At 65.0% G+C, this 22,483-nt stretch carries 21 protein-coding genes and 1 pseudogene; 12 read left to right on the top strand and 10 right to left on the bottom strand.

The annotated features are described in order from the left end of the window. Nucleotides 1-54 precede the first annotated feature (54 nt). The 5 genes from V8683_RS20705 (at nt 55) to lpxC (ending at nt 5,327) form a co-directional block, all read left to right on the top strand. Nucleotides 55-807, top strand: coding sequence for a cell division protein FtsQ/DivIB (locus V8683_RS20705; RefSeq protein WP_411188409.1), 753 nt, complete (start codon nt 55-57; stop codon nt 805-807). Between the two features lie 27 nt (nt 808-834). Continuing rightward, nucleotides 835-2,067, top strand: coding sequence for a cell division protein FtsA (gene ftsA / locus V8683_RS20700; RefSeq protein ID WP_027794410.1), 1,233 nt, complete (start codon nt 835-837; stop codon nt 2,065-2,067). A 128-nt stretch (nt 2,068-2,195) separates the two neighbouring features. Continuing rightward, a complete protein-coding gene (ftsZ, locus tag V8683_RS20695; RefSeq protein ID WP_411188410.1) occupies nt 2,196-3,395 on the top strand; it encodes a cell division protein FtsZ in 1,200 nt (399 codons plus the stop codon). Nucleotides 3,396-3,644: 249 nt separating this feature from the next. Then, on the top strand, nt 3,645-4,154 hold the full coding sequence (locus V8683_RS20690) for a peroxiredoxin (RefSeq protein WP_411188411.1): 510 nt from the start codon (nt 3,645-3,647) through the stop codon (nt 4,152-4,154). A 255-nt stretch (nt 4,155-4,409) separates the two neighbouring features. Continuing rightward, on the top strand, nt 4,410-5,327 hold the full coding sequence (gene lpxC, locus V8683_RS20685) for a UDP-3-O-acyl-N-acetylglucosamine deacetylase (RefSeq protein ID WP_411188412.1): 918 nt from the start codon (nt 4,410-4,412) through the stop codon (nt 5,325-5,327). A gap of 92 nt (nt 5,328-5,419) precedes the next feature. Here lpxC and V8683_RS20680 read toward each other — a convergent pair whose 3' ends face one another. Then, complete coding sequence (locus V8683_RS20680; protein ID WP_411188413.1) at nt 5,420-5,893, bottom strand: DciA family protein; 474 nt, start codon at nt 5,891-5,893, stop codon at nt 5,420-5,422. 362 nt (nt 5,894-6,255) lie between these two features. On the opposite strand from V8683_RS20680, the gene secA reads away from it, so the two are divergent. From secA to mutT, 4 genes are all read left to right on the top strand, one after another. Next, the gene (secA, locus tag V8683_RS20675) at nt 6,256-9,063 is read left to right on the top strand and encodes a preprotein translocase subunit SecA (protein WP_411188414.1); all 2,808 of its coding nucleotides are present in this window, start codon (nt 6,256-6,258) and stop codon (nt 9,061-9,063) included. Nucleotides 9,064-9,224: 161 nt separating this feature from the next. Next, the gene (gene argJ / locus V8683_RS20670; RefSeq protein WP_411188415.1) at nt 9,225-10,466 is read left to right on the top strand and encodes a bifunctional glutamate N-acetyltransferase/amino-acid acetyltransferase ArgJ; all 1,242 of its coding nucleotides are present in this window, start codon (nt 9,225-9,227) and stop codon (nt 10,464-10,466) included. 27 nt (nt 10,467-10,493) lie between these two features. Beyond that, a complete protein-coding gene (locus tag V8683_RS20665) occupies nt 10,494-11,366 on the top strand; it encodes an ATP-binding protein (RefSeq protein WP_411188416.1) in 873 nt (290 codons plus the stop codon). After that, nucleotides 11,363-11,785 (top strand): 8-oxo-dGTP diphosphatase MutT, encoded by a 423-nt coding sequence (gene mutT / locus V8683_RS20660; RefSeq protein WP_411188417.1) that lies wholly within the window; start codon nt 11,363-11,365, stop codon nt 11,783-11,785. Before V8683_RS20665 ends, mutT begins: the two co-directional genes overlap by 4 nt. Nucleotides 11,786-12,031: 246 nt before the next feature. Here the strand turns inward: mutT and V8683_RS20655 are convergent, their stop codons facing one another. From V8683_RS20655 to V8683_RS20620, 8 genes are all read right to left on the bottom strand, one after another. After that, nucleotides 12,032-12,229, bottom strand: a complete 198-nt coding sequence (locus V8683_RS20655; RefSeq protein WP_027794401.1) for a DNA gyrase inhibitor YacG — start codon at nt 12,227-12,229, stop codon at nt 12,032-12,034. 89 nt (nt 12,230-12,318) lie between these two features. Further along, on the bottom strand, nt 12,319-13,074 hold the full coding sequence (gene zapD, locus V8683_RS20650) for a cell division protein ZapD (RefSeq protein WP_028228657.1): 756 nt from the start codon (nt 13,072-13,074) through the stop codon (nt 12,319-12,321). Nucleotides 13,075-13,246: 172 nt separating this feature from the next. Beyond that, nucleotides 13,247-13,864 carry a dephospho-CoA kinase gene (gene coaE / locus V8683_RS20645; RefSeq protein ID WP_411188418.1) on the bottom strand — a complete coding sequence of 206 codons (618 nt, stop codon included), beginning with the start codon at nt 13,862-13,864 and terminating at the stop codon, nt 13,247-13,249. 3 nt (nt 13,865-13,867) lie between these two features. Then, entirely contained in the window at nt 13,868-14,785 is a 918-nt protein-coding gene (locus tag V8683_RS20640; RefSeq protein WP_411188419.1) for a prepilin peptidase, read from the bottom strand. Between the two features lie 27 nt (nt 14,786-14,812). Further along, the gene (locus V8683_RS20635; protein WP_411188420.1) at nt 14,813-16,039 is read right to left on the bottom strand and encodes a type II secretion system F family protein; all 1,227 of its coding nucleotides are present in this window, start codon (nt 16,037-16,039) and stop codon (nt 14,813-14,815) included. Next, on the bottom strand, nt 16,036-17,319 hold the full coding sequence (locus V8683_RS20630) for a GspE/PulE family protein (protein ID WP_411190488.1): 1,284 nt from the start codon (nt 17,317-17,319) through the stop codon (nt 16,036-16,038). The genes V8683_RS20635 and V8683_RS20630 overlap by 4 nt, the downstream gene beginning before the upstream one ends. Nucleotides 17,320-17,402: 83 nt before the next feature. Beyond that, entirely contained in the window at nt 17,403-18,722 is a 1,320-nt protein-coding gene (locus tag V8683_RS20625) for an HlyC/CorC family transporter (protein WP_411188421.1), read from the bottom strand. Nucleotides 18,723-19,038: 316 nt separating this feature from the next. Next, nucleotides 19,039-19,257, bottom strand: coding sequence for a hypothetical protein (locus tag V8683_RS20620; protein WP_411188422.1), 219 nt, complete (start codon nt 19,255-19,257; stop codon nt 19,039-19,041). A gap of 102 nt (nt 19,258-19,359) precedes the next feature. On the opposite strand from V8683_RS20620, the pseudogene V8683_RS20615 reads away from it, so the two are divergent. Then, nucleotides 19,360-19,758, top strand: a pseudogene (locus tag V8683_RS20615) (DMT family transporter); the annotation flags it as partial. 70 nt (nt 19,759-19,828) lie between these two features. Next, nucleotides 19,829-20,341, top strand: a complete 513-nt coding sequence (locus tag V8683_RS20610) for an SRPBCC family protein (RefSeq protein ID WP_411188423.1) — start codon at nt 19,829-19,831, stop codon at nt 20,339-20,341. 12 nt (nt 20,342-20,353) lie between these two features. On the opposite strand, the gene V8683_RS20605 is transcribed toward V8683_RS20610, so the two are convergent. Beyond that, a complete protein-coding gene (locus tag V8683_RS20605) occupies nt 20,354-21,298 on the bottom strand; it encodes an AraC family transcriptional regulator (protein ID WP_411188424.1) in 945 nt (314 codons plus the stop codon). A gap of 97 nt (nt 21,299-21,395) precedes the next feature. Here V8683_RS20605 and V8683_RS20600 point away from each other — a divergent pair, with 97 nt between their 5' ends. After that, entirely contained in the window at nt 21,396-22,475 is a 1,080-nt protein-coding gene (locus V8683_RS20600; protein ID WP_411188425.1) for a quinone oxidoreductase family protein, read from the top strand. Nucleotides 22,476-22,483: the final 8 nt, after the last annotated feature.

The following is a 22,483-nucleotide window of genomic DNA, read 5'->3' as shown; positions in this document are numbered from 1 at the left end:
CCGACTCATCTGATCAACGGATTGCACCGGACTCTTTGACGCAACAATCTCGAAATGTGGAATAACGTACGCCAGCTCAACCTTGCCACCAACGCGTTGCACGCGCTCCTCGCGCTTGCACTGCTGGCGGCTGGCTGCTACTGGCTCGTGCAGCGGCCGAACTTCGCGCTGCGCGAGATCCGCGTCGAGGGCGACACCGACCACATCAACGCGCCTACGGTGCGCCAGAGCGTGGTCGGCCACCTGAAGGGCAACTTCTTCACCGTCGACCTCGATGCCGCGCGCCAGATGTTCGAGCAGATGCCGTGGGTGCGCCATGCGAGCGTGCGGCGCGTCTGGCCGAATGCGCTCGCCGTGTCGCTCGAGGAGTACAAGCCGCTCGGCACGTGGGGCAGCGATCAGCTCGTGAGTACCGACGGCGAGCTCTTCACGGCCAACCAGGGCGAGCTCGACCAGGATCTGCCCGCATTCGACGGCCCGGATGGCAGTGCGCAGGAAGTGGTCGCGCGTTACCACGACTTCCAGAAATGGTTTGCACCGCTCGGCCTGACGCCCGACGAGGTGACGCTTTCGCCGCGTTACGCGTGGACAGTGAAGCTCTCGAACGGGACCGAGGTGGAACTGGGCCGCGAGCGCAACGCGGACACGCTCGGCGAACGCTCGCACCGGCTCGTCGTGGCATGGGCGGCGGTCACGCAACGTTGGGGGAAAGATATCGAATATGCGGACCTACGCTATCCGAACGGTTTTGCGATCCGGGCAGCCGGCATGCGCTTCATCAGCGACACGCCCCCAGGCAAGAAGTAACCAGACATCACACGCAACGAGCACGCTATGAGTAAAGACTACAAGGATCTGCTGGTCGCCCTCGACATCGGGACGTCGAAGGTGGTGGCCGTCGTCGCTGAGTTGAAGGGCGAAGGCCACTACGAGGTGATCGGTCTCGGCCAGAGCGAATCGAAAGGACTCAAGAAGGGCGTGGTGGTGAACATCGAGGCCACCGTGCAGTCTATTCAGCGCGCGCTCGAAGAAGCGGAACTCATGGCCGATTGCAAGATCACTAACGTGTTCACCGGCATCGCGGGCAGCCATATCCGCAGCTTCAATTCGAGCGGGATGGTCGCGATCAAGGAGAAGGAGGTCACGCAAACCGACGTGGCGCGCGTGATCGAAACGGCGAAGGCGATCAACATCCCGACCGACCAGCAGGTGCTGCATATCCTCACGCAGGAATTCATCATCGACGGTCAGGAGGATGTGCGCGAGCCGATCGGCATGAGCGGAATCCGCCTCGAAGTGAAGGTGCACATCGTGACGGGCGCGGTGAGCGCGGCGCAGAACATCGTCAAGTGCGTGCGCCGCTGCGGCCTCGAAGTGAACGACCTGATCCTGCAGCCGCTGGCCTCGTCGCTGGCGGTGCTGACCGACGACGAGAAGGAACTCGGCGTGGTGCTGGTGGACGTGGGCGGCGGCACGACCGACATCGCGATCTTCAGCGAAGGTGCGATCCGTCATACCGCGGTGATTCCGATCGCGGGCGACCAGGTGACGAGCGACATCGCGATGGCGCTGCGTACGCCCACGCCCGACGCGGAAGACATCAAGGTGAGCTACGGCATCGCGAAGCAGGCGCTGGCCGATCCGGACGAGATGATCGAAGTGCCGGGTCTTGGCGAGCGCGGTCCGCGCACGCTGTCGCGCCAGGCGCTGGCGGCCGTGATCGAGCCGCGCGTGGAAGAGTTGTTCTCGCTCGTGCAGCAGGTGGTGCGCGAGTCGGGATATGAAGAACTCCTGAGCTCCGGCGTGGTCCTTACTGGCGGCGCCGCGATGATGCCGGGCATGGTCGAGCTGGGCGAGGACATTTTCCTGAAGCCGGTGCGCATTGGCGTGCCGGAGTACGCGGGCGGTCTGGCCGACGTGGTGCGCAACCCGCGCTACTCGACGGCGATGGGCCTGCTCGTGGAAGGCCGCTCGCAGCGCATGCGCGGGCGCAAGGTTGCTGTGCAGTCGGGGTCGATGGGCCAGGTCTTCACGCGGATGAAAGACTGGTTCCTCGGCAACTTCTGAAGAGGACGCGTAGTTGCAGCGAATGAGCATCAAGCGCCGGTGACGGCGGCCGGCGCGCGGTGGAGGGTTGCCCGATCTTCCACTGGATAACGGCCGAGGAGCGGTATCTTTTTCTTGACGGAGGCAACATGGAATTCCAGATGCTGGAAACGGAAACCAACGGCACCATCATCAAGGTGGTGGGCGTCGGTGGCGCTGGCGGCAATGCCGTGCAGCACATGATCAACCGCGGCGTGCAAGGCGTCGACTTCATCGTGATGAACACGGATGCGCAGGCGCTTTCGCGTTCGCGTGCATCGTCCGTGATCCAGCTCGGCAACACGGGTCTGGGCGCGGGCGCGAAGCCGGAGATGGGCCGTGCCGCCGCTGAAGAAGCGCGTGAGCGCATCGCCGACGCACTGCTCGGCGCGCACATGGTCTTCATCACCGCGGGCATGGGCGGCGGCACGGGCACGGGCGCAGCCCCGGTCGTGGCGCAGATCGCCAAGGAAATGGGCATTCTGACCGTTGGCGTCGTGAGCAAGCCGTTCGAGTTCGAAGGCGGCAAGCGCATGCGCGTGGCAGAAGCCGGCTCGCAGCAACTGGAGGATCACGTCGACTCGCTGATTGTCGTTCTGAACGACAAGCTGTTCGACGTGATGGGCGATGACGCCGAGATGGACAAGTGCTTCCAGTGCGCAGACGACGTTCTGAACAACGCGGTCGCAGGCATCGCCGAAATCATCAATGTCGACGGCCTCGTGAACGTCGACTTCGAAGACGTGAAGACGGTGATGGGCGAGCAGGGCAAGGCGATGATGGGCACGGCGACGGTCGCCGGCGTCGATCGCGCGCGCCTCGCGGCCGAGCAGGCCGTGGCGAGCCCGCTGCTGGAAGGCGTCGATCTGTCGGGCGCGCGCGGCGTGCTGGTCAACATCACGTCGAGCCGTTCGCTGCGCCTCTCGGAAACGCGCGAAGTGATGAACACCATCAAGAGCTACGCGGCGGAAGACGCCACGGTGATCTTCGGTGCGGTGTACGACGACGCGATGGGCGACGCCCTGCGCGTGACGGTGGTGGCGACGGGCCTTGGCCGCGCCGCGAAGAAGCAGCAGTCGGCCGCGCCGATGACGCTTCTGCGCACCGGCACGGACAACCATCCGATCCCGACGATGCAGGCGTATGCACCGCAGCCGTCGGTGGGCACGACGGCGGACTACGGCGCGCTGGATACGCCGGCTGTCTGGCGCACGTCGCGCGACACCGCGGCCTCGCATGTGCAGGCGCTGCAGGAGAAGGGCGTCGACACGTACGACATCCCGGCGTTCCTGCGCAAGCAGGCGGACTGAGCACGGTCTGCATCTGGCTGCGGCGCGGTGCCGGTGTGGCGCCCGCTCGCAGACGGACTGTGCGCGCGTGGCGCCGCAATGAAGGCCAGCAGGGCCGCATCCGCGAGGATCAGCGGCAGGGACCGTTGTCCGCAACGCTTCGGCGTGCGGCAAGGGCGGTGTGCCGCCTGACAATCCTGTAAGCCTGGTGGCGGATAATTGTGAGATTGCGCGTGTAACATGCTTGCGCATTGATGCGAAGGACGAGCCATGATCAAACAGGGTGAAGCGCTGCCCGACGCGACCCTTTACGAGTTTGTCGAGGACGCGCGCGAAGGCTGCACGCTGGGGCCGAATAGCTTCAGCGTGCGCGAACAGACGGCGGGCAGGCGCGTGGTGATCTTCGGATTGCCGGGCGCATTTACGCCGACCTGTTCCGCGAAGCACGTGCCGGGTTATGTCGAGAAGGCTGAGGCGCTTGCCGCCGCCGGCATCGACGAAGTCTGGTGCGTATCCGTCAACGACGCGTTCGTGATGGGCGCGTGGGGACGCGATCTGCGTACCGCGGGCAAGGTGCGCATGATGGGCGACGGAAGTGCGGTCTTCACCCGGGCGCTTGGTCTGGAGCAGGACTTGTCGGCGCGCGGCATGGGAATCCGTTCCCAGCGCTACGCGATGGTGATCGACGACGGCGTGGTCAAGACGCTTTTCGTCGAAGCGCCCGGCAAGTTTGAAGTCAGCGATGCGGCGAGCATCCTCGCCACGTTGAGTCCCGCATGAGCGTTCATGCCCGTGTCACGTTGCCGCAACGCAACGGACAGATGACGTAAATGTGACGGGTTATTACGTGGCACCGGGCGGGCTGATGACCGGAAACGCCTCCGTTTCGGTCATCGGCCCGTCGTTCGTCCTGATGGCGTAACAACGGGAAACAGATTGTCACGCTGCGGAAAACAACGGACTCCGCGCTTCTGGAGTATAATTCGTGCTATGAATTAAAAAGTCCCGATTGGGATTTTCAATGAGCAGAGAACCATGTTGAAGCAGCGAACCATCAAATCGATCGTGAAGACGGTCGGCATCGGCCTGCATTCGGGCCGCAAGGTCGATCTGACGCTCCGTCCGGCCGCCCCGGATACGGGCATCGTGTTTTCGCGCGTAGATTTGCCGACCCCGGTGGACATCCCCGCATCGGCGCTGGCGGTCGGCGATACGCGCCTCGCTTCGGTGCTGCAGAAGGACGGCGCACGCGTCTCGACCGTCGAGCACCTGATGTCGGCGTGCGCGGGCCTGGGCATCGACAACCTCTACGTCGATGTGACCGCCGAAGAAATTCCCATCATGGACGGCAGTGCGGCCTCGTTCGTGTTCCTGATCCAGTCGGCAGGCATCGAAGAGCAGAACGCGCCCAAGAAGTTCATCAAGGTCAGGAAACCCGTCGAGATTCGCGATGGCGACAAGTTCGCGCGCCTCGATCCGTATTTCGGGTTCAAGCTGAAATTCACGATCGACTTCCGTCATCCGGCCGTCGACAAGACGGGCCAGGTGCTCGAAGTGGATTTTGCGAATACGTCGTATGTGCGCGAAATCGCGCGCGCCCGTACGTTCGGCTTCGCGCACGAATTCGAAATGATGCGCGACCTGGGGCTGGCGCGCGGCGGCAGTCTCGACAACGCCATCGTGCTGGACGAGTACCGCATTCTCAACAACGACGGCCTGCGCTACGACGACGAATTCGTGAAGCACAAGATGCTCGACGCGATCGGCGACCTGTATGTGGTGGGGCATCCGCTGCTCGCTTCCTACACGGCGTACAAGTCGGGCCACGGCCTGAACAATGCGCTGCTGCGCGAGTTGCTGGCGCACGAAGACGCCTGGGAAATCGTCACTTTCGAGGACACGCAGAAGGCGCCGCGCGGTTTCGGCTACGAAGCGCAGACGGCATTTGCCTGAGGACGAGGTACCGCCTGCAAGAGGGGCGGCCGGAATGGCAAAGAAAAAGGGTGGCTTGACGCCACCCTTTTTTATTTCCGGCCACTTGCCGGTCAGCGCTTGTTCAGATGGCGCGCAGCCATTCGTGCCAGCGCATCCTGGAGCGGCGAGGGTGGCAGGTCCTCGCTGAGCGCCATCAGTGCTGCCGCGCCCACGGGCGTCATGCGCGCCTGTTTGGGCGCCTTCGGTTCTTTCACCGCTTGCGGACGCACACGGATGCGCACCGCGTCGACTGCCCAGCCGCGCGCCTGCAGGTCGGCGACGAGGCGCGGCTCCAGATGCCGCAGCCGTGCCGCAAGCGCATTGTGTGCGGCGAAGAGCGCAAGCTTGCCGTCCTTGATGAAGCCGGGCTCCACGCTGGTTGCCAGATAGTCGGGCAGGAGCGCCTGCAGATCGCGCCGCATCGCCGCCATCTGCTCGACGCCGGCGCGCAGTGGCGCAAAAGCGTCGGTGCGGCTCAGCACTTCGGCGACCGCCTGGGCGTAGCGCGGTGCAGATGGCCTTGAAAACGGCGAGAAACGGCTCATGTCGGATAGGCGTAGGATGCGCACACGTGAGGGCGCGGACAGATAGTGCCATTGTAGCCGGCCCGGTGCGCTTCCACGCCTCTCCGGCCGTTCAGCCAGGCCGCGCTCGCAAAGCGGGCGCGAGCCGGGCGCAAGCAGCCGGCGGGCTTGCCGCGCGGGCATTGCGCGCGCGCGTCCGTTCTCGCCTCTGACACAGGCGGGGGTAAGGGCGCGTGCTAAAATGTCCGATTCGAATCCACTAATTTGGGCTTAAGCCGCCGAGGTCCTTCCGATCCGGGTGCGTAGCGCAGGCTAAACGCCGAAAGCGGCGCCAAAACCCGCGCGGGAATCCTGGCCGAAGCCGCGACGCAGACACCGATCCGATGACCACCGGTTTCTTACAGAAAATCTTTGGCAGCCGCAATCAGCGCCTGATCAAGCAATATCAGAAGACGGTCGCGGCGATCAATGCGCTCGAACCGCAGATCGAGCAATACACCGACGATCAACTGCGCGCGAAGACCACCGAGTTTCGCGAGCGCGTCGCGAAGGGCACTTCGCTCGACGCGCTGCTGCCCGAGGCTTTCGCGGTCTGCCGTGAAGCAAGCAAGCGCGTGCTCAAGATGCGCCACTTCGACGTGCAGTTGATCGGCGGCATGGTGCTGCATTACGGCAAGATCGCCGAAATGCGCACGGGCGAGGGCAAAACGCTCGTCGCCACGCTCGCGGCCTACCTGAACGCGCTCTCCGGGCGCGGCGTGCACGTCGTCACGGTGAACGATTACCTCGCGCAGCGCGACGCCGAGTGGATGGGCCGTCTCTATAACTTCCTCGGTCTGACGGTCGGCATCAATCTGTCGCAGATGGACCACGCGATGAAGCAGCAGGCTTACGCGTCGGACATCACGTACGGCACGAACAACGAGTTCGGCTTTGACTATCTGCGCGACAACATGGTCTACGAGACCGAGGCGCGCGTGCAGCGCGCGCTGAACTTCGCGGTGGTCGACGAAGTGGACTCGATCCTGATCGACGAAGCGCGTACGCCGCTCATCATCTCGGGCCAGGCCGAAGACCATACCGAACTCTACGTGCGCATGAACGCGCTGCCGCCGCTGCTCGAGCGCCAGATCGGCGAAGAGAAGGCCGACGGCACGGGCGTGGAAAAGCCGGGCGACTACACGCTCGACGAAAAGGCGCGCCAGGTGTTCCTCACGGAATCGGGCCACGAAAAGGCCGAGCGCATGCTCGCCGAGTGGGGCCTGATCGGCCAGGGCGAGAGCCTTTACGCGCCGCAGAACATCACGCTGATGCACCACGTGTACGCCGCGCTGCGCGCCCACACGCTGTTCTTCAAGGACCAGCACTACGTGGTGCAGAACGGCGAAGTGGTGATCGTCGACGAGTTCACCGGCCGTCTGATGGCTGGCCGCCGCTGGTCGGACGGCCTGCACCAGGCCGTCGAGGCGAAGGAGCACGTGAAGATCCAGAGCGAGAACCAGACGCTCGCCTCGATCACGTTCCAGAACTACTTCCGCATGTACGCGAAACTTTCGGGCATGACCGGCACGGCCGACACCGAAGCGTACGAATTCAACGAGATCTACGGCCTCGAAACCGTGGTGATCCCGACGAACCGCGTGCCCAAGCGGATCGACAAGCAGGATCAGATCTACAAGACCGCGCGCGAGCGTTACGACGCCGTGATCCGCGACATCCGCGAGTGTTACGAGCGCGGCCAGCCGGTGCTGGTGGGCACGACGTCGATCGAGAATTCGGAACTGCTCTCCCATCTGCTCACGAAGGCCGGTCTGCCGCACGAAGTGCTGAACGCGAAGCAGCACGCGCGGGAAGCGGCGATCGTCGCCGAAGCAGGGCGCCCCCAACGCATCACGATCGCCACGAACATGGCGGGCCGCGGCACCGACATCGTGCTGGGCGGCAACGCCGAGAAGCAGGCGTCGTTCATCGAAGCCGATGAGTTGATCCCGGCCGACGAAAAGGCGCGCCGCATCCAGCAGTTGAGCGACGAGTGGCAGACGCTGCACGACCAGGTGAAGGCCGCCGGCGGTCTGCATATCATCGGCACCGAGCGCCACGAGTCGCGTCGCATCGACAACCAGCTACGCGGCCGCGCAGGCCGTCAGGGCGACCCGGGCTCGTCGCGCTTCTATCTCTCGCTCGAAGATCCGCTCCTGCGCATCTTCGCGGGCGACCGCGTGCGCGCGATCATGGACCGCCTGAAGATGCCGGAAGGCGAGGCGATCGAGGCGGGCATCGTTACGCGTTCGATCGAGTCGGCGCAGCGCAAGGTCGAAGCGCGCAACTTCGACATCCGCAAGCAACTGCTCGAATACGACGACGTCTCGAATGACCAGCGCAAGGTGATCTACCAGCAGCGCAACGAGCTGCTCGAAGCGCACGACATCACCGAGACGATCGGGGCGATGCGCCACGGCGTCATCACCGAGATCGTGCGTCAGTTCGTGCCGCACGGCAGCATCGAAGAGCAGTGGGACGTGCCCGAGCTCGAGGAACTGCTGCGCAACGAGTGGCAGCTCGACCTCGCGATCCAGGAGATGATCAACGAGTCGACCTCGATCGACGCCGACGAGATTCTCGAAGCCGTGCTCGCCGCCGCTGACGAAAGCTACGAGCAGAAGGTCACGCTCGTGGGCCGCGAGTCGTTCAGCGCGTTCGAGCGCTCGGTCATGCTGCAGACGCTCGACCGCAGCTGGCGCGAGCACCTCGCGGCGCTCGACCATCTGCGCCAGGGTATCCATCTGCGCGGCTATGCGCAGAAGAATCCGAAGCAGGAGTACAAGCGCGAGGCATTCGAACTGTTCGCCGCGATGCTCGACGCCGTGAAGCACGAAGTCACGCGTATCGTGATGAACGTGCAGATCCAGTCGCCGGAGCAGCTCGAAGAGGCCGCCGAGCAACTGGAAGAGCAGGGCAGCCATCTCGAGAACGTCGAGTTCCGCCATGCGGAGTTCGCCGAAGCCGATGCGGCTGCGGGGCCCACGGCGGCAGCGCCCGCGGCCGACGCCGCGGCGGCAATGGTCGGCGCGGCCATGAGCCACGCAGGTGTAACGCCCGACGGCCAGAATGTGCCGAAGGTGGGCCGCAACGATCCGTGCCCGTGCGGCAGCGGCAAGAAGTACAAGCTGTGCCACGGCAAGATCTCGTGATGTCGGGCGGCGCGCGCGCTGTTTCGTTCGCCGCGTGGCGCATGCGGTCCTGCCGTTGATTCCGGTGGCCCGGAAAGCGTTCCGGGCCTGCCTTTTGATTCCCAATGCCGGCCAGGCCCGATGTGCCTCGGCCGGCATTGCCTTTTCGACAGGTCGCCACCATGGCTGTCAATTTCCCCTCGATCGATCCCGCACAACTCCATCCGGTCGCCGGTGTGACGCTCGGCTGGGCCGAAGCCAACATCCGCAAGGCCAACCGCAAGGACGTGCTCGTGATCTCCGTCGACGAAGGCGCGAGCGTCGCGGGTGTGTTCACGCTGAACCGCTTCTGCGCGGCGCCGGTGACGGTATGCCGCGAGCATCTTGCAAAGGTCCGCTCGGGCGGCAAGGGCATCCGCGCGCTCGTGATCAACACGGGCAACGCGAACGCAGGCACGGGCGAGCCGGGCCTCGCCAACGCGCGCGCGAGCTGCGACGCGCTGGCGGACCTCGCGGGCATCGAGCCCTCGCAGGTGCTGCCGTTCTCGACGGGCGTGATTCTCGAGCCGCTGCCGGTCGACCGGCTGATCGCGGGCCTGCCCGCCGCATTGGCGAACCGCAAGGCCGCGAACTGGTACGACGCCGCGCAGGCCATCATGACCACCGACACGATGCCGAAGGCCGTTTCGCGTCAGGTCACGATCGACGGCCATACGGTCACGCTCACGGGCATCAGCAAGGGTGCGGGCATGATCAAGCCGAACATGGCGACGATGCTCGGTTTCCTCGCATTCGACGCGAACGTGGCGCAGCCGGTGCTCGACGAGCTCGTGAAGCACGTGGCCGACCGCTCGTTCAACTGCGTCACGATCGACGGCGACACCTCGACCAACGACTCGTTCATCCTGATCGCCTCGGGCAAGTCGAGCCTGCCGGCCATCACGTCCACCGATTCGCCCGCGTATGCGGCACTGCGCGACGCCGTGACGGAAGTCGCACAGACGCTTTCGCAACTGATCGTGCGCGACGGCGAGGGCGCGACGAAGTTCATGACCGTGCAGGTGGAAGGCGGCAAGGACGTGGCCGAGTGCCGTCAGATCGCTTACGCGATCGGCCACTCGCCGCTCGTCAAGACGGCTTTCTACGCCTCCGATCCCAACCTAGGCCGCATCCTCGCCGCGATCGGCTATGCGGGCGTGACCGACCTCGACGTGGGCAAGATCGACCTGTACCTCGACGAGGTGCTCGTTGCGAAGGCGGGCGGCCGCAATCCCGACTACCGCGAGGAAGACGGCCAGCGCGTCATGAAGAACAGCGAGATCACGATCCGCGTGCTGCTGGGCCGCGGCAACGCCGAGGCCACGGTCTGGACCTGCGACCTTTCGCACGACTACGTGAGCATCAACGCGGACTACCGCTCCTGATTCGTTCCCGATTTCGCTTTCAAGCCCATGGACAAGCTCGAACAGTTTCTGACCCGCGCCGAGGCGCTGCTCGGCCGCCTCGAAGCGGTGCTGCCGCCGGCCGCGCCCGACGTCGACTGGAATGCCGCGATGGCGTTTCGCTGGCGCAAGCGCCAGGGCCGCGGCTATCTGCAGCCGGTGCCGCAGGTGTCGTCGATCTCGCTCGACGACCTGCAGAACATCGACCGCCAGAAGGACCTCATCGAACGCAACACGCGCCAGTTCGTGCTGAAAAAGCCCGCTAACAACGTGCTGCTCACGGGTGCGCGCGGCACCGGCAAGTCGTCGCTGATCAAGGCGTGCCTGAACGCTTTCGCGAATGACGGCCTGCGTCTCATCGAGGTGGACAAGGACGACCTGCACGACCTGGGCGACATCGTCGACCTGATCGCGACCCGGCCCGAACGCTTCATCGTTTTCTGCGACGACCTTTCGTTCGAAGAAGGCGAGTCGGGCTACAAGGCGCTCAAAGTGGCGCTGGACGGTTCGGTGGCCGCGCAGGGCGACAACGTGCTGATCTACGCGACGTCGAACCGCCGCCATCTGCTGCCGGAGTACATGAGCGACAACGAGTCGTACAAGCACATGCCGGACGGCGAGATCCACCCGGGTGAGGTGGTCGAAGAAAAGATCTCGCTTTCGGAGCGCTTCGGGCTTTGGGTGAGCTTCTATCCGTTCAAGCAGGACGACTACCTGACGATCGTCGGCCACTGGCTGCGTCATTTCGGCTGCGCCGATGCCGAAGTGGAATCGGCGCGCGGCGACGCGCTCGTCTGGGCGCTGGAGCGCGGCTCGCGCTCGGGCCGCGTGGCGTGGCAGTTCGCGCGCGACTGGTCGGGCAAGAAGGCGCAAGAGGCATGAGCGTGCACGCGGAGAACATGGCTACGCCGTCGCGCCCGGTGACCGAGGTGGCCGTGGGCGTGCTGGTGCAGCCCGACGGCCGCTATCTGCTCGCGCAGCGCCCCGAAGGCAAGCCCTACGCGGGCTACTGGGAGTTTCCGGGCGGCAAGCTGGAGGCCGGCGAGTCGGTCGAGGCGGCGCTCGCGCGCGAACTGCACGAGGAACTGGGCATCGACGTGAAGGCGTGCCATCTCTGGCACACGCTCGAGCACGACTATCCGCACGCCTACGTGCGGCTTTATTTCTGCAAGGTGACCGAGTGGAGCGGCGAGCCCCATGGGCGCGAGGGTCAGGCGTTCGTCTGGCAGTCGCTGCCGGCGAGCGTCGAGCCGCTGTTGCCGGCGACGATTCCGGTGCTCGAATGGCTGGCCGCCGAGTGATACGGTGAAACGGAGCGGCTTCTCCGCTCGCCCTCCTTGGTGCGGTTGAGCGGAGGCCGGGACGAGAAAGGCCGCCGCGCGCGTAGCGCCGCCGGCGGTTTATTTGTGGGGGCGGGCGCGGGCTAGCCGGGGTTTTAGCCGGGACGGTTGCGGGCGCCGGGGAGCCGGGGGGGGGGGCACTATAAGGGCCGCGGCGCTTTGCGCCCGGCGGCCTTTTCATTGGTGCGGCCGGGCCTGGACTACCGGCTATTGACGCGTGTCCGTAGGCGGCGCCTCGTCATCGGGGGGCGTGTCTTCGTCGTTGCCGCCGATGCGGTACTTTTCGGCGGCCCAGGCGCCCAGATCCATCTGCTTGCAGCGTTCCGAGCAGAAGGGGCGGAAGCGGTTTTCCGGTACCCAGCGGACATCCTTGCCGCAGGTCGGACATTTGACGACAGTGGTCATGCGGTTGAATGGTCAATCAGTCGGGCGCGCTCTGCGAGGCGCCGGTACGGTTGGTAAAACGCTGCTGGCAAAATCTGCGCTTCGAGCCGTCAAAGGCTGCACAGCGTCAACTGGAACGGCACGTCGACGTCCACGGCGCGCGGCCGCAGATCGCCATCCTGCACCGTGAAGCGTACCCACAGCATGTATTTGTTGGCGCTCGCTTCCGGAATGACGCGCAAATCCGGTGCCACGCGCACCTGCATCAACTGATAGGCTCGGCCCGAAAGCATTTGCTGGTAGCTGCCCTGCATCGCCATCACCTTCGACGCTTGACCCGATTCGCGCGCGAGGCGCAGCACGATTGCGGCCGCATCGCGCAGAGGCAGGAGCGGCATGACCCATTTGGCGATGTCCTGGCGGCGCTGGTCGGGGTGCAATTGTTGCCAGGCGTAGTACGAGGGCAGGTCGAATTTGCAGGTGCCGCCCGGAATGATCGCGCGGCTGCGGATGCTGGCGAGCCATTCGTTATCGGCCAGGTGCTGGCCGGTCTTGCCCTGCATCTGCGTGAGGCCCGCGAGTGTCTGCTCGATCTCGCCGAGCACGGTTTCGAGCGCGTTCTGCTCGATGCCGGGATTGCCGCGGAACGGCGCGAGCGTTTGGCGCTGTCTTTCGAGCTCCTTCATGAGGTCCGACTTGAGGTCTGCGCGGCCCGCAACTTCCGCGATTTCGAACAGCGTCGTAAGCGCGACGTGATGTTCCCTCGGATCCTCCTGGGTCAGGAAAAACGTGAAGCGCTCGAACAGGTCTTCGAGGCGCAACAGCGTACGGATTCGCTCGTTGAAGGGATACTCGTAAAGAATCAAGCGCGCTCGCCTCGGGCGTGGTCGGTGAAGGATTGCAGGACATTCTAATGCCGTGGGACTACGGTCGCAATCGCGGGTAAAGCGCCCCGTTCGCGCGTGACGCCCGCGGCTCGCCCGGGAGCGGCGGGCGGTGTGATCCCTGTCCTGTCGTCAACCCTGCGCGCCGCGGCGTTCAGCTTTGCGTGCCGGCGGATTGTGCGAGTGCGAGGTAGCGTGCATGCAGGGCGTCCACGTCTCTCGCCAGCGATTCGAGCGTGGCGCCGTCGTTGACGACGACGTCGTCGGCAGCCGCGAGGCGCGCATCGCGCGTGGCCTGGCGCGCAATGATGGCCAGCACCTGCTCGCGCGTGAAGCCGTTGCGGCGCATCACGCGTTCGATTTGCGTCTCGACGCTGCAATCGACGTCGAGCACGCGGTCGACCCGCGTTTTCCACGTGCCGGACTCGACGAGCAGCGGTACCACGACGATGACGTACGGGCCACGCGCGGCGAGCGATTCGCGTTCGGTCTCCGAGCGGATGAGCGGATGCGTGATCGCCTCGAGGCGCTTGCGGGCCGTTTCGTCGCCGAAGACGAGCGCGCGCATGCGGGCACGATCCATCGAGCCATCGGCTGCGACGAATTCAGGGCCGAATTGCTCGCGGATCGCCTCCATGGCGACGCCATGCGGCGCCGTGACCCGGTGGGCAATCACGTCGGTATCGACGATCGGCACGCCGTGTGCCGCGAACAGGTCGGCGACCGTGGACTTGCCGCTGCCTATGCCTCCTGTCAATCCGACCGAGAACATCGCTCAGTTCCCCCACATGAAATAGAACGGCGTACCCGCAAACAGCGTGACGAGCGCGCCCGCGGCGAGATACGGGCCGAACGGCAAGGGCTCCTCGAAGCGCATGCGTCCGCTCCAGGTGGCAGCGAGGCCGACAGCGGCGCCCGCGACGGCGGCGATCACGACGATCTGCGGCAAAGCGCTCCAGCCTAGCCAGGCGCCGAGCGCCGCGAGCAGTTTGAAGTCGCCGTAGCCCATGCCTTCGATGCCGCGAAGGAGCCGGAACAGCCAGTACACGCACCAGAGCGCGAGATAACCCGCGACGGCGCCGATTACGGCCTCGTGCAGTGTGACGAACGTGCCCCACAGATTCACGATCAGTCCGGCCCAAAGCAGCGGCTGCGTGATTTCGTCGTAGAGCATCTGATGTTCGAGATCGATGGCGCTCGCGGCGATGAGCGCGGCGCACAGCGCGAACGCGGCCAGCGCCTTGCCGGAAGGGCCGAACACAGCGAGCGCAAGCACCGCGCAGATGGCGCCAGCCAGTTCGATGAGCGGATAGCGGGCACTCACGCGCGCGTGGCAGTGCGAGCAGCGACCGCGCAGTGCCAGCCAGCCAAGCACGGGGATATTCTCCCAGGCGCGTAGAACGTGGCCGCAATGCGGGCAGGCGCTGCGCGGTAGCCACAGGTTGTAGCGTTCGGGCAGGCCGTCGTCGGCGAATAGCTGGCTCGACGTCTCGGCGGCGTCCGCGCGCCATGCACGCTCCACCATGATGGGCAGCCGGTGCACGACCACGTTCAGGAAGCTGCCTATGACGAGCCCGAGCACGATTGCAAAAACCATCAGCACGGCGGGCGGCAGTGTGGCGAGCGCGGCGTCGATGGCGCTGGCCGGGCCGGTGGCCGCGAGGTCGGGAGCGGGCAGGAAATGAAGAGGCATGGTCGGAGCGGGAATCTGGCAGCGATGCTACACCACGTTGCCTAGTTGAATGATGGGAAGATACATCGCCACGACGAGCCCGCCGACCAGCGCTCCGAGCACGACGATCACGAGCGGCTCGCACAGACTCGAAAGCAGGCCGATCTTTTCGTCCACCTGACGGTCGGCGAGCGAGGCGACGTCGAGCAGCATGGCGTCGAGCGCTCCGGACTCCTCGGCAACGGCCACAGGCTGGATGACGTCGGCGGGAAAGCAGCCTGTGGCGCGCATTGCAGACGCGAGCCGCTCGCCGCGCCGCAGGCGCGCGCTGATGCCTGCACTCGCGTGGTCGAAGAAGGCGTTGCCGCTCGCGTGGGTGAGCGAATCGAACGCATCGGCGAGCGGTGTGCCCGCTGCGAGCAGGGTCCCGAGCGCGCGGCTCCAGCGCGCCGCGCAGAGCGCCGTGAGCAGCGAGCCCGTGACCGGCAGCTTGAGCCCGACGCGGCCGAAAGCGATGCGGGCTCGTGCCGAGCGGCGCAGTGTGGCGAGTGTTGCGGCAACGCCCGCCGCGATGCATGCTGCGACAGGCGCGCTCCAGCGTGCCGCGGCGGCCGAGAGCATCAGGACGAACAACGTGGGCGCGGGCAGCGCAGCGCCGAAACCGTCGAAGATCTGTTTGAAGGTGGGGACGACCCAGACCAGCAGCGCCGCCGTGATGGCCACGGCAAGCAAAAGGACGGCAACCGGATAGGTGAGTGCGGCCCGTACCTTCGAACGCTGTGCGGCGGCGCGCTCGCGGTCGTCGGCGATACGCCCGAGTACGGCGGCGAGCGTGCCGGACGCCTCGCCAACCGCGACGAGCTGGCAGTAGAGCACGCCGAAACGGGCGGGATGACGCGCGAGCGAATCCGAAAAGCGCATGCCGGCCGTGATGTCGCGGGCGAGTGCGCCTGCGATACGCGGCATGCCGCCAGGGCCGGGCGATTGCGCGAGTAGTTCGAGCGACGGCGCGAGCGGCAGGCCGGCGCGCTGCAGGCTCGACAACTGGCGCGTGAAGCGCGTGACGTCGGCGTGGCTCGCCCGCGGGCGTGGCGCGGGCCGTCGCTGCGCGAGCGCCGTGACGGTGATGCGTTCGCGTTTGAGCGCGTACCGGGCGGCAGTCACGTCGACTGCGATCAGCGTGCCGCGTTGCGGCTTGCCCAAAGCATCGAAGCCTTGCCACGCGTAGCGCCACTCGGCTGGTGGCCGGGTGTGGACCTCGCGAGCGGGCGTCATGGCGTATCCGTCGCGGCGAGTGCTTCGGCGAGGCTCGTCGTGCCGTCGCGCACGCGGGCGAGCGCGGCGTCGCGCAGTGTCGCGACACCTTCCGAACGCGCCTGCCGCGCGATGGCTCGCGCCCCCTGTTTCGCGACGATCAGATCTCGCAGCACCTCCGACACCGGCATCACCTCATGAATCCCGATGCGTCCGCGATACCCGATGCCGTGACACGCTTCGCAGCCGCTTGCGCTCCAGGTTTCCTCGTTGGCGTCCAGTCCGGCGGCACGCAGCGTCGCGGCCGATTCGCGGGCGCTCGTGCGGCACTGAGAGCAGAGCTTGCGCACGAGCCGCTGCGCGGTGATGAGCCTCACTGCACCGGCGAGGTTATATGGTTCGACGCCGATATCGATCAGCCGCGCCGCGGCGGCGGGCGCGTCGTTGGTATGCAGGGTGGAAAGCACGAGGTGCCCGGTCTGCGCCGCTTTCACCGCAACGCTGGCGGTTTCCTCGTCGCGGATCTCGCCGATCATGATGACATCCGGATCCTGGCGCAGCAGCGCGCGCAACGCGACCGCAAAGGTGAGCCCCGCCTTTTCGCGCACGTTGACCTGGTTGATGCCCGCGAGCTGGATTTCGGCGGGATCCTCCACGGAGCACAGATTGCGCGAATCGTTGTTGAGCCGCTGCAGGAAGCAGTAGAGCGAGAGCGTCTTGCCGCTGCCGGTAGGACCGGTGACGAGCACGAGGCCATGCGGCGCGCCGATCGCCTCGGCAACGGCCTGCTGCTGCAGTTCGTCGAGCCCGAGCGCGGCAAGGGAGAGATTCGCGGGCAAGGCTTCGAGCCGGCGCAGCACGAGCTTCTCGCCGAAGAGCGTGGGCAGCGAATTCACGCGATAGTCCTCGGCGGCCTGGGCCGAACCGGGCGGCGCGAGACGCAGCCGTCCGTCGAGCGGGATGCGCCGCTCCGCAATGTCCATACGCGCGAGTACCTTGACGCGTGTGATGAACGCATCGCGCAGATGGGCGGGCGGCCGCGCCGCTTCGTGCAGCACGCCGTCGATGCGCAGCCGTATACGCCAGCCACGCTCGAGCGGCTCGACGTGGAGATCGGAGGCATTGCGTCGTGCGGCTTCGCGCAGCGTGTCGGTGAGGAGTCGCACCGCGGGCGCGTCGTCGACGTCGGTAGCGGCAAGCGATGCGGGAGCCGCCGGGCGAGCGATACCGCCGCCGCCGGCCGTCGCCAGCGCGGACGAGCACGCACGGCGCGCCGCCTCACGGTAGGGAATGCGAAACATGGGTATCCGGCCGAAGCCGTCTTCATGGAGGACGGCTTCCATCATCCAGCGACGCGCGACTCGTGCGCCACTCGGCCAGATGGCTAACGGCCCGGCAAGCGCTTTTTTGTCTTCTTCAGCGTGCTGGCGCGCGGCTTCGCGCCGGGCTTGAAGAGCTTCACCGTGCGCACGGCCTGGTCGTCGCTGCGCAGCACTTCGAGCTTCGCGTCGCCGATCTGCAGGCACACGTCGCCTTCGGGAATCTCCTCCAGCATTTCGAGGATCAGGCCGTTGAGCGTCTTGGGACCGTCGGTGGGCAGCGTGAGATGCAGCCAGCGGTTCAGCTCGCGCAAGGGCATGCTGCCCGGCACGATGCATTCGCCATCCTCGTTCCAGCCGCCGCGGCCCGCGCCGCTGCGCGGCAGGGTCGTGGTGAACTCGCCGATCAGCTCTTCGATGATGTCTTCCGGCGTGACGAGGCCCTCCATCTCGCCGTACTCGTTGACCACGAGCGCGACGCGGTGCCGGCCTTCCTGGAAGTACTGAAGCTGCTGGAAGACAGGCGTGCCGGTGGGCACGAAATACGGTTCGTCGAGCAGCTCGCGCAGCGTCTCTCGTTCCAGCTCCTGGTTGTGCAGCGCGGACAGCGTCTTGCGCACGTGCAGGACGCCCAGCACGCGGTCGATGTCGCCTTGATAGACGATGAGCCTGTTGTGATAGCAGGTCTCGAGCTGATGGAGGATGTCGTCGAGCGGCGCGTCGAAGTCGAGCGCCTCGATGCGCCGGCGCGGAATCATCACGTCGTCGACGGTGATGTTCTCCAGGTCGAACAGGTTCAGGAGGACGCTGCGGTGCTTGGTCGGCATGAAGCTGCCGGACTCGAGCACGATGTTGCGCAGCTCTTCGGTCGAGAGGCGCTGGTTGTGCGCGTTGGCCGTGTTGATGTGCAAAAGACGCAGGACGCTGTTGGCGAACAGGTTGACGAACCAGACGACCGGCTTGGTTACGCGCATGAGTGGCGCGATCAGGAGGCTGGCGGGCAGGGCGATCTTCTCGGGGAAGGTTGCGCCGACGATCTTCGGCGTGATCTCCGCGAACACGATGATCAGGAACGCGACGATGCCGGTCGCGACCGAAAGCACGAGGTTGTTATGGCCGAAAGTGCGCAGCGCGATCGAGGTCGTGAGAACCGGGATGATCGTGTTGAAGAGGTTGTTGCCGATCAGGATGACCGTGAGCAGCAGGTCCGTGCGGCCGAGCAGATTCTGGGTGGTCTTCGCGCCAAGCGTGCCGTGGTTGGCGAGATGTTTCAGCCGATGGCGGTTGAGCGCCATCATCGCCGTTTCGGAAATGGAGAAGAAGCTGGAGCAGATGAGCAGGACGAAGACGGCGCCAATCTGCGCCCATAACGGGAGGTGGTCCACGCGTCGCGAAAGTGAGAGAAACGGATGGGGAGACTATAGCAGAGGGGCGTTGTCAGCCCTTCGACGGCTGGTTGAGGCCGGGCCGTGGTGCTCGCTTATCGGGCACGCGGTACCTGGCAAAAGACAGCAGGCGAAAAAAAACCCCGCAATGCTTGCGCGGTTTTTTCGAAATTCTGGTCGGGGTGAGAGGATTCGAACCTCTCTGTATCGACCGTGGAGTAAGGCTTTCCGGGCAATTCGTCAACGTCAAATGCGCGTCGAATTGACAAGGTAACTAATCCTCGGCTTACCACGGAAGGCGCCGGTTTTCTCCGGGTTAGTCGAGGAGTCGGTACGAGATTTTGCCATCGATGTCGCGCGGGATTTTCCAGCCGCTTGGCCGGGAAACCCAGCGGCCAGCTTCATTTTTGACCGGTTGCCGGGTCTCCAGACCCGGCGCAAACGCTGTCCGGTACTGCTTGAGGATTCCTTCGCTGGTACTTGCGATGATCAACTTGGTGAACAGCGGGGAGTGGCCCGTTTGGGCTTCGTCCATGTATAGCTGCATGGTGACATCGTCTACGAACTTGTGCAGGAGATGGCTGTATTTTTCGGTTAACTCCACCTCGACCCCTGCAATTTCCCCACGGCAGGTAATAGCCGTTTGAGTGCTGGCCTTGGCGGACAACCCCTTGTCGCATCCTTTTTTTCGTTTGCGATCGGTGCGCTGTGTCTTGGGGGCGTGTCGGCCTGCTTTGCCGACTGGCCCGCTGTCTTTGTTCACATCGGGCAGCAGGTGTGGTGGCGCTGGTTGGGCGGTGCCATTGGCGCGGCATTCGTATTTACCACGGTGTTTCTTGCCCCGCGGATCGGCGTGACGAACGCGATGTTTCTTTTCATCGTTGGACAGTTGACTGCGGGGATGTTCATCGACGGATTGGGCCTGATCCAGATGCCATTGCGGCCGTTGCCCTGGTGGAAGTTCACCGGGTTGGGCGTGATGTTGGCGGGCCTGGTGTTTTTCATGTTTGGCGACAAGCTGTTTTCGCACGAGTGATGCGTTTGCGTGGCAGCGGTCACGCGCTTCGGAACATCGCCATCCGACCCACCTTACAGGAATCGCAGTTATGAGCGAAGTAATCTGGCCCGAGAGCTATCTGCCGGGCACAACCGACTATTTCGTGTCGAACGAAACGGTCGTGGCGAGCCTGAGCGCCGCGCATGCATGGCCGTTTCTGGCCGATACGGCACGTTGGCCCGAGAGTTCTGCGGAGATCTGGCAGATCCGCTTCCATGATGGCGGCGGGTCTGAGCTGCGCTTCGGCACGCGGTTTCAGTTTGTCGTTGGTGGCGCGCTGGTACAGGCCGAGATCGTCGAATACGCTACGCCGACCGATGGCGGGCCAGGCCGCCTCGCATGGCATGGTTGGGTCGAGAACGACGGCCGGAAGATCGTTGACGCGCATTGCGGCTGGGTGATTGAAGATCTGCCTGACGCTCGCGTGCGCGTTCTCTGGCAAGAGTCGCTGATCGGCCCTGCGGCCAGGGAGTTGGCACGGCTTCGGCCGCGTCCCGCACTGAATTCGCATCAGGATTGGGTCGAAGGCATCGCGGCGGCAGCGCTTGCGGCGCGTGCCTGAACAGGTTCGCAGTTATCCGGTTCGGTGGCGCGGCTGCTCCCGCTTTTCTTTTGCTCGGAATCGACCGGGACTGACGCCGGTATGCCGCTTGAACGCGCTGCTGAAGGCCGTATCGGACAGATAGCCGAAGCGTGCAGCGAGTTCGGGCAACGGTATGTCGGTATGGCGTAACGCCGCGCGCGCGAGCGTCATGCGCCAATGCTGAAGGTAGTCGAGCGGCGGTTGTCCGACCCGGTTGCGGAAGCGGTTGGCAAACGCCGTTCTCGACATGGCGACGTGATCGGCGAGACTTTCCAGCGTCCATCGCCTGCCCGGTTCCGCATGCATGGCGGACAGGGCCTTGCCGATCTTCGCATCCGACAGCGCGCCGAGCCAGCCGGCGGAACGGGGCGTCGTATTCAGCCACGCGCGCAGGATGTTGACCAGCGCGAGCGCAGCGAGGCTGCTGCTCGCGACATCGGCGCCGACATGCAGACTACTGGATTCCAGCCGCAGCAGATCGAGTATGCAGGCGAGGGCAGATGTCCCGACATCGGCGGCGCGCAGATGAATCAACGGCGGCAGATGTCTTAACAACAAATCGGCCGCGTCGTCCTCGAACGTAAATCGGCCGCTGGCCAGGCTGACCTCGGCGGCTTCGCCTCCGCCATCGTAGCGGGCAATGCCGTCTTCACCGCGCGAGCTGCGAATGACCGCCACGCCGTCTTGCGGCGGGCACGTCGGATCGCTGGCCGAATAGAACGGCTGCCCATATGTCATCAAATAGAAGTCGCCAGTTTCCAGGGCCAGCGGCGTACCGTCTTCCAGCCATAAGTAGAAGCGGCCCGACAGCACGCTGCCGAATTTGATGTGCTCGTAGGCCGGAAAGTGCATGGCCCAGGCGCCGCGTCCCTCGAAACGGGTCGAGAGCATGCTGCTGACGCGCAGCGTGGAGAGGACGTCCGAGAGTGCATCCATATCTGTACTATCTAATAGAAAAATAGCATTTTTAATTATATAAATATAGACCAAATCGGATCATCATGCCGTCTGTTCCTTTTCAGGGCAGATGGCGATGAAAGCATGGCAACTCGAGAGACTGGGCGCGACGCTGCAGCAGGTTGATCTTCCGACGCCCGAACCGCGTGCGGGAAGCGTGGTCGTTCGCATGGAAGCGTCCGTGCTGATGTCCTATATGGATGCCTACGTGGCAGGACAACTGCCGATCTACCATGCACCCGACCGGCCGTTTATTCCGGGCGGCAATGGCGTCGGCGTTGTTCACGCCGTGGGATCGGACGTCTGGCACCTGAAACCCGGTCAGCGCGTGGTGGTTTCCTCGCATGTCGTGGCGCAGGAGAACGTCGCCGAACCCGGGCAGTTTCTGCTGGGAGTGACGGCGCTCGGTGCGGTCGCACAAGACATGCAACGGGACTGGTCGGACGGCACGCTGGCCGAATATGCTCTGTTGCCGGCAACGACCGTCACGCCGATCGACGGGCTAGAGGATCACGATGCGGCCAGTCTGGCCAGCAGCATGCGCTATATCGTGCCTTATGGTGGTTTGCTGCGCGGCCGCCTTGCTGCTGGAGAAACGCTGGTGGTTTCAGGCGCCACGGGCGCTTATGGCACTGCGGCGGTGTTGCTCGGCCTGGCGATGGGCGCGGGGCGTGTCGTAGCGGTTGGTCGTAATGCCGATGCGCTCGCCGCGATCGCCAGGACGGGCGGGGCACGTGTCGTGACGGTGCCGGCGACCGGCGATGCTGCGGCCGACACGGCCCGCATCCGCGAAGCCGGTGGCGGCGCGGACCTGGCCTTCGATATGGTCGGCGGTGCGACCAGCCCGGACATGACGCTGGCCGTGCTCCGCAGTCTGCGTCGCGAAGGGCGTCTGGTCCTGATGGGCTCGATGACCGTGCCGCTGCCGATCTCCTATCTGGAAGTCATGTTCAATGGCTGGGAGATCATCGGCAACTTCATGTATCCGCGCAGCGCGTACCGCCGTTTGTTCGATCTCGTGCGTGCCGGTCTGCTGGATCTCGGCGCGATCCGGGCGATCACACTGCCGTTCAACGAACTCCCCCGAGGGATGCGGATGGCGGCCAAGGCAGGCAGTTTCGAGTGTGTCGTGATGCTGAATCAGGAGCAAGCATGAGCATCCTG

The sequence above is a fragment of the Paraburkholderia sp. AV2 genome, assembly GCF_054968425.1.
This window is presented reverse-complemented; position numbering and strand designations above follow the sequence as displayed.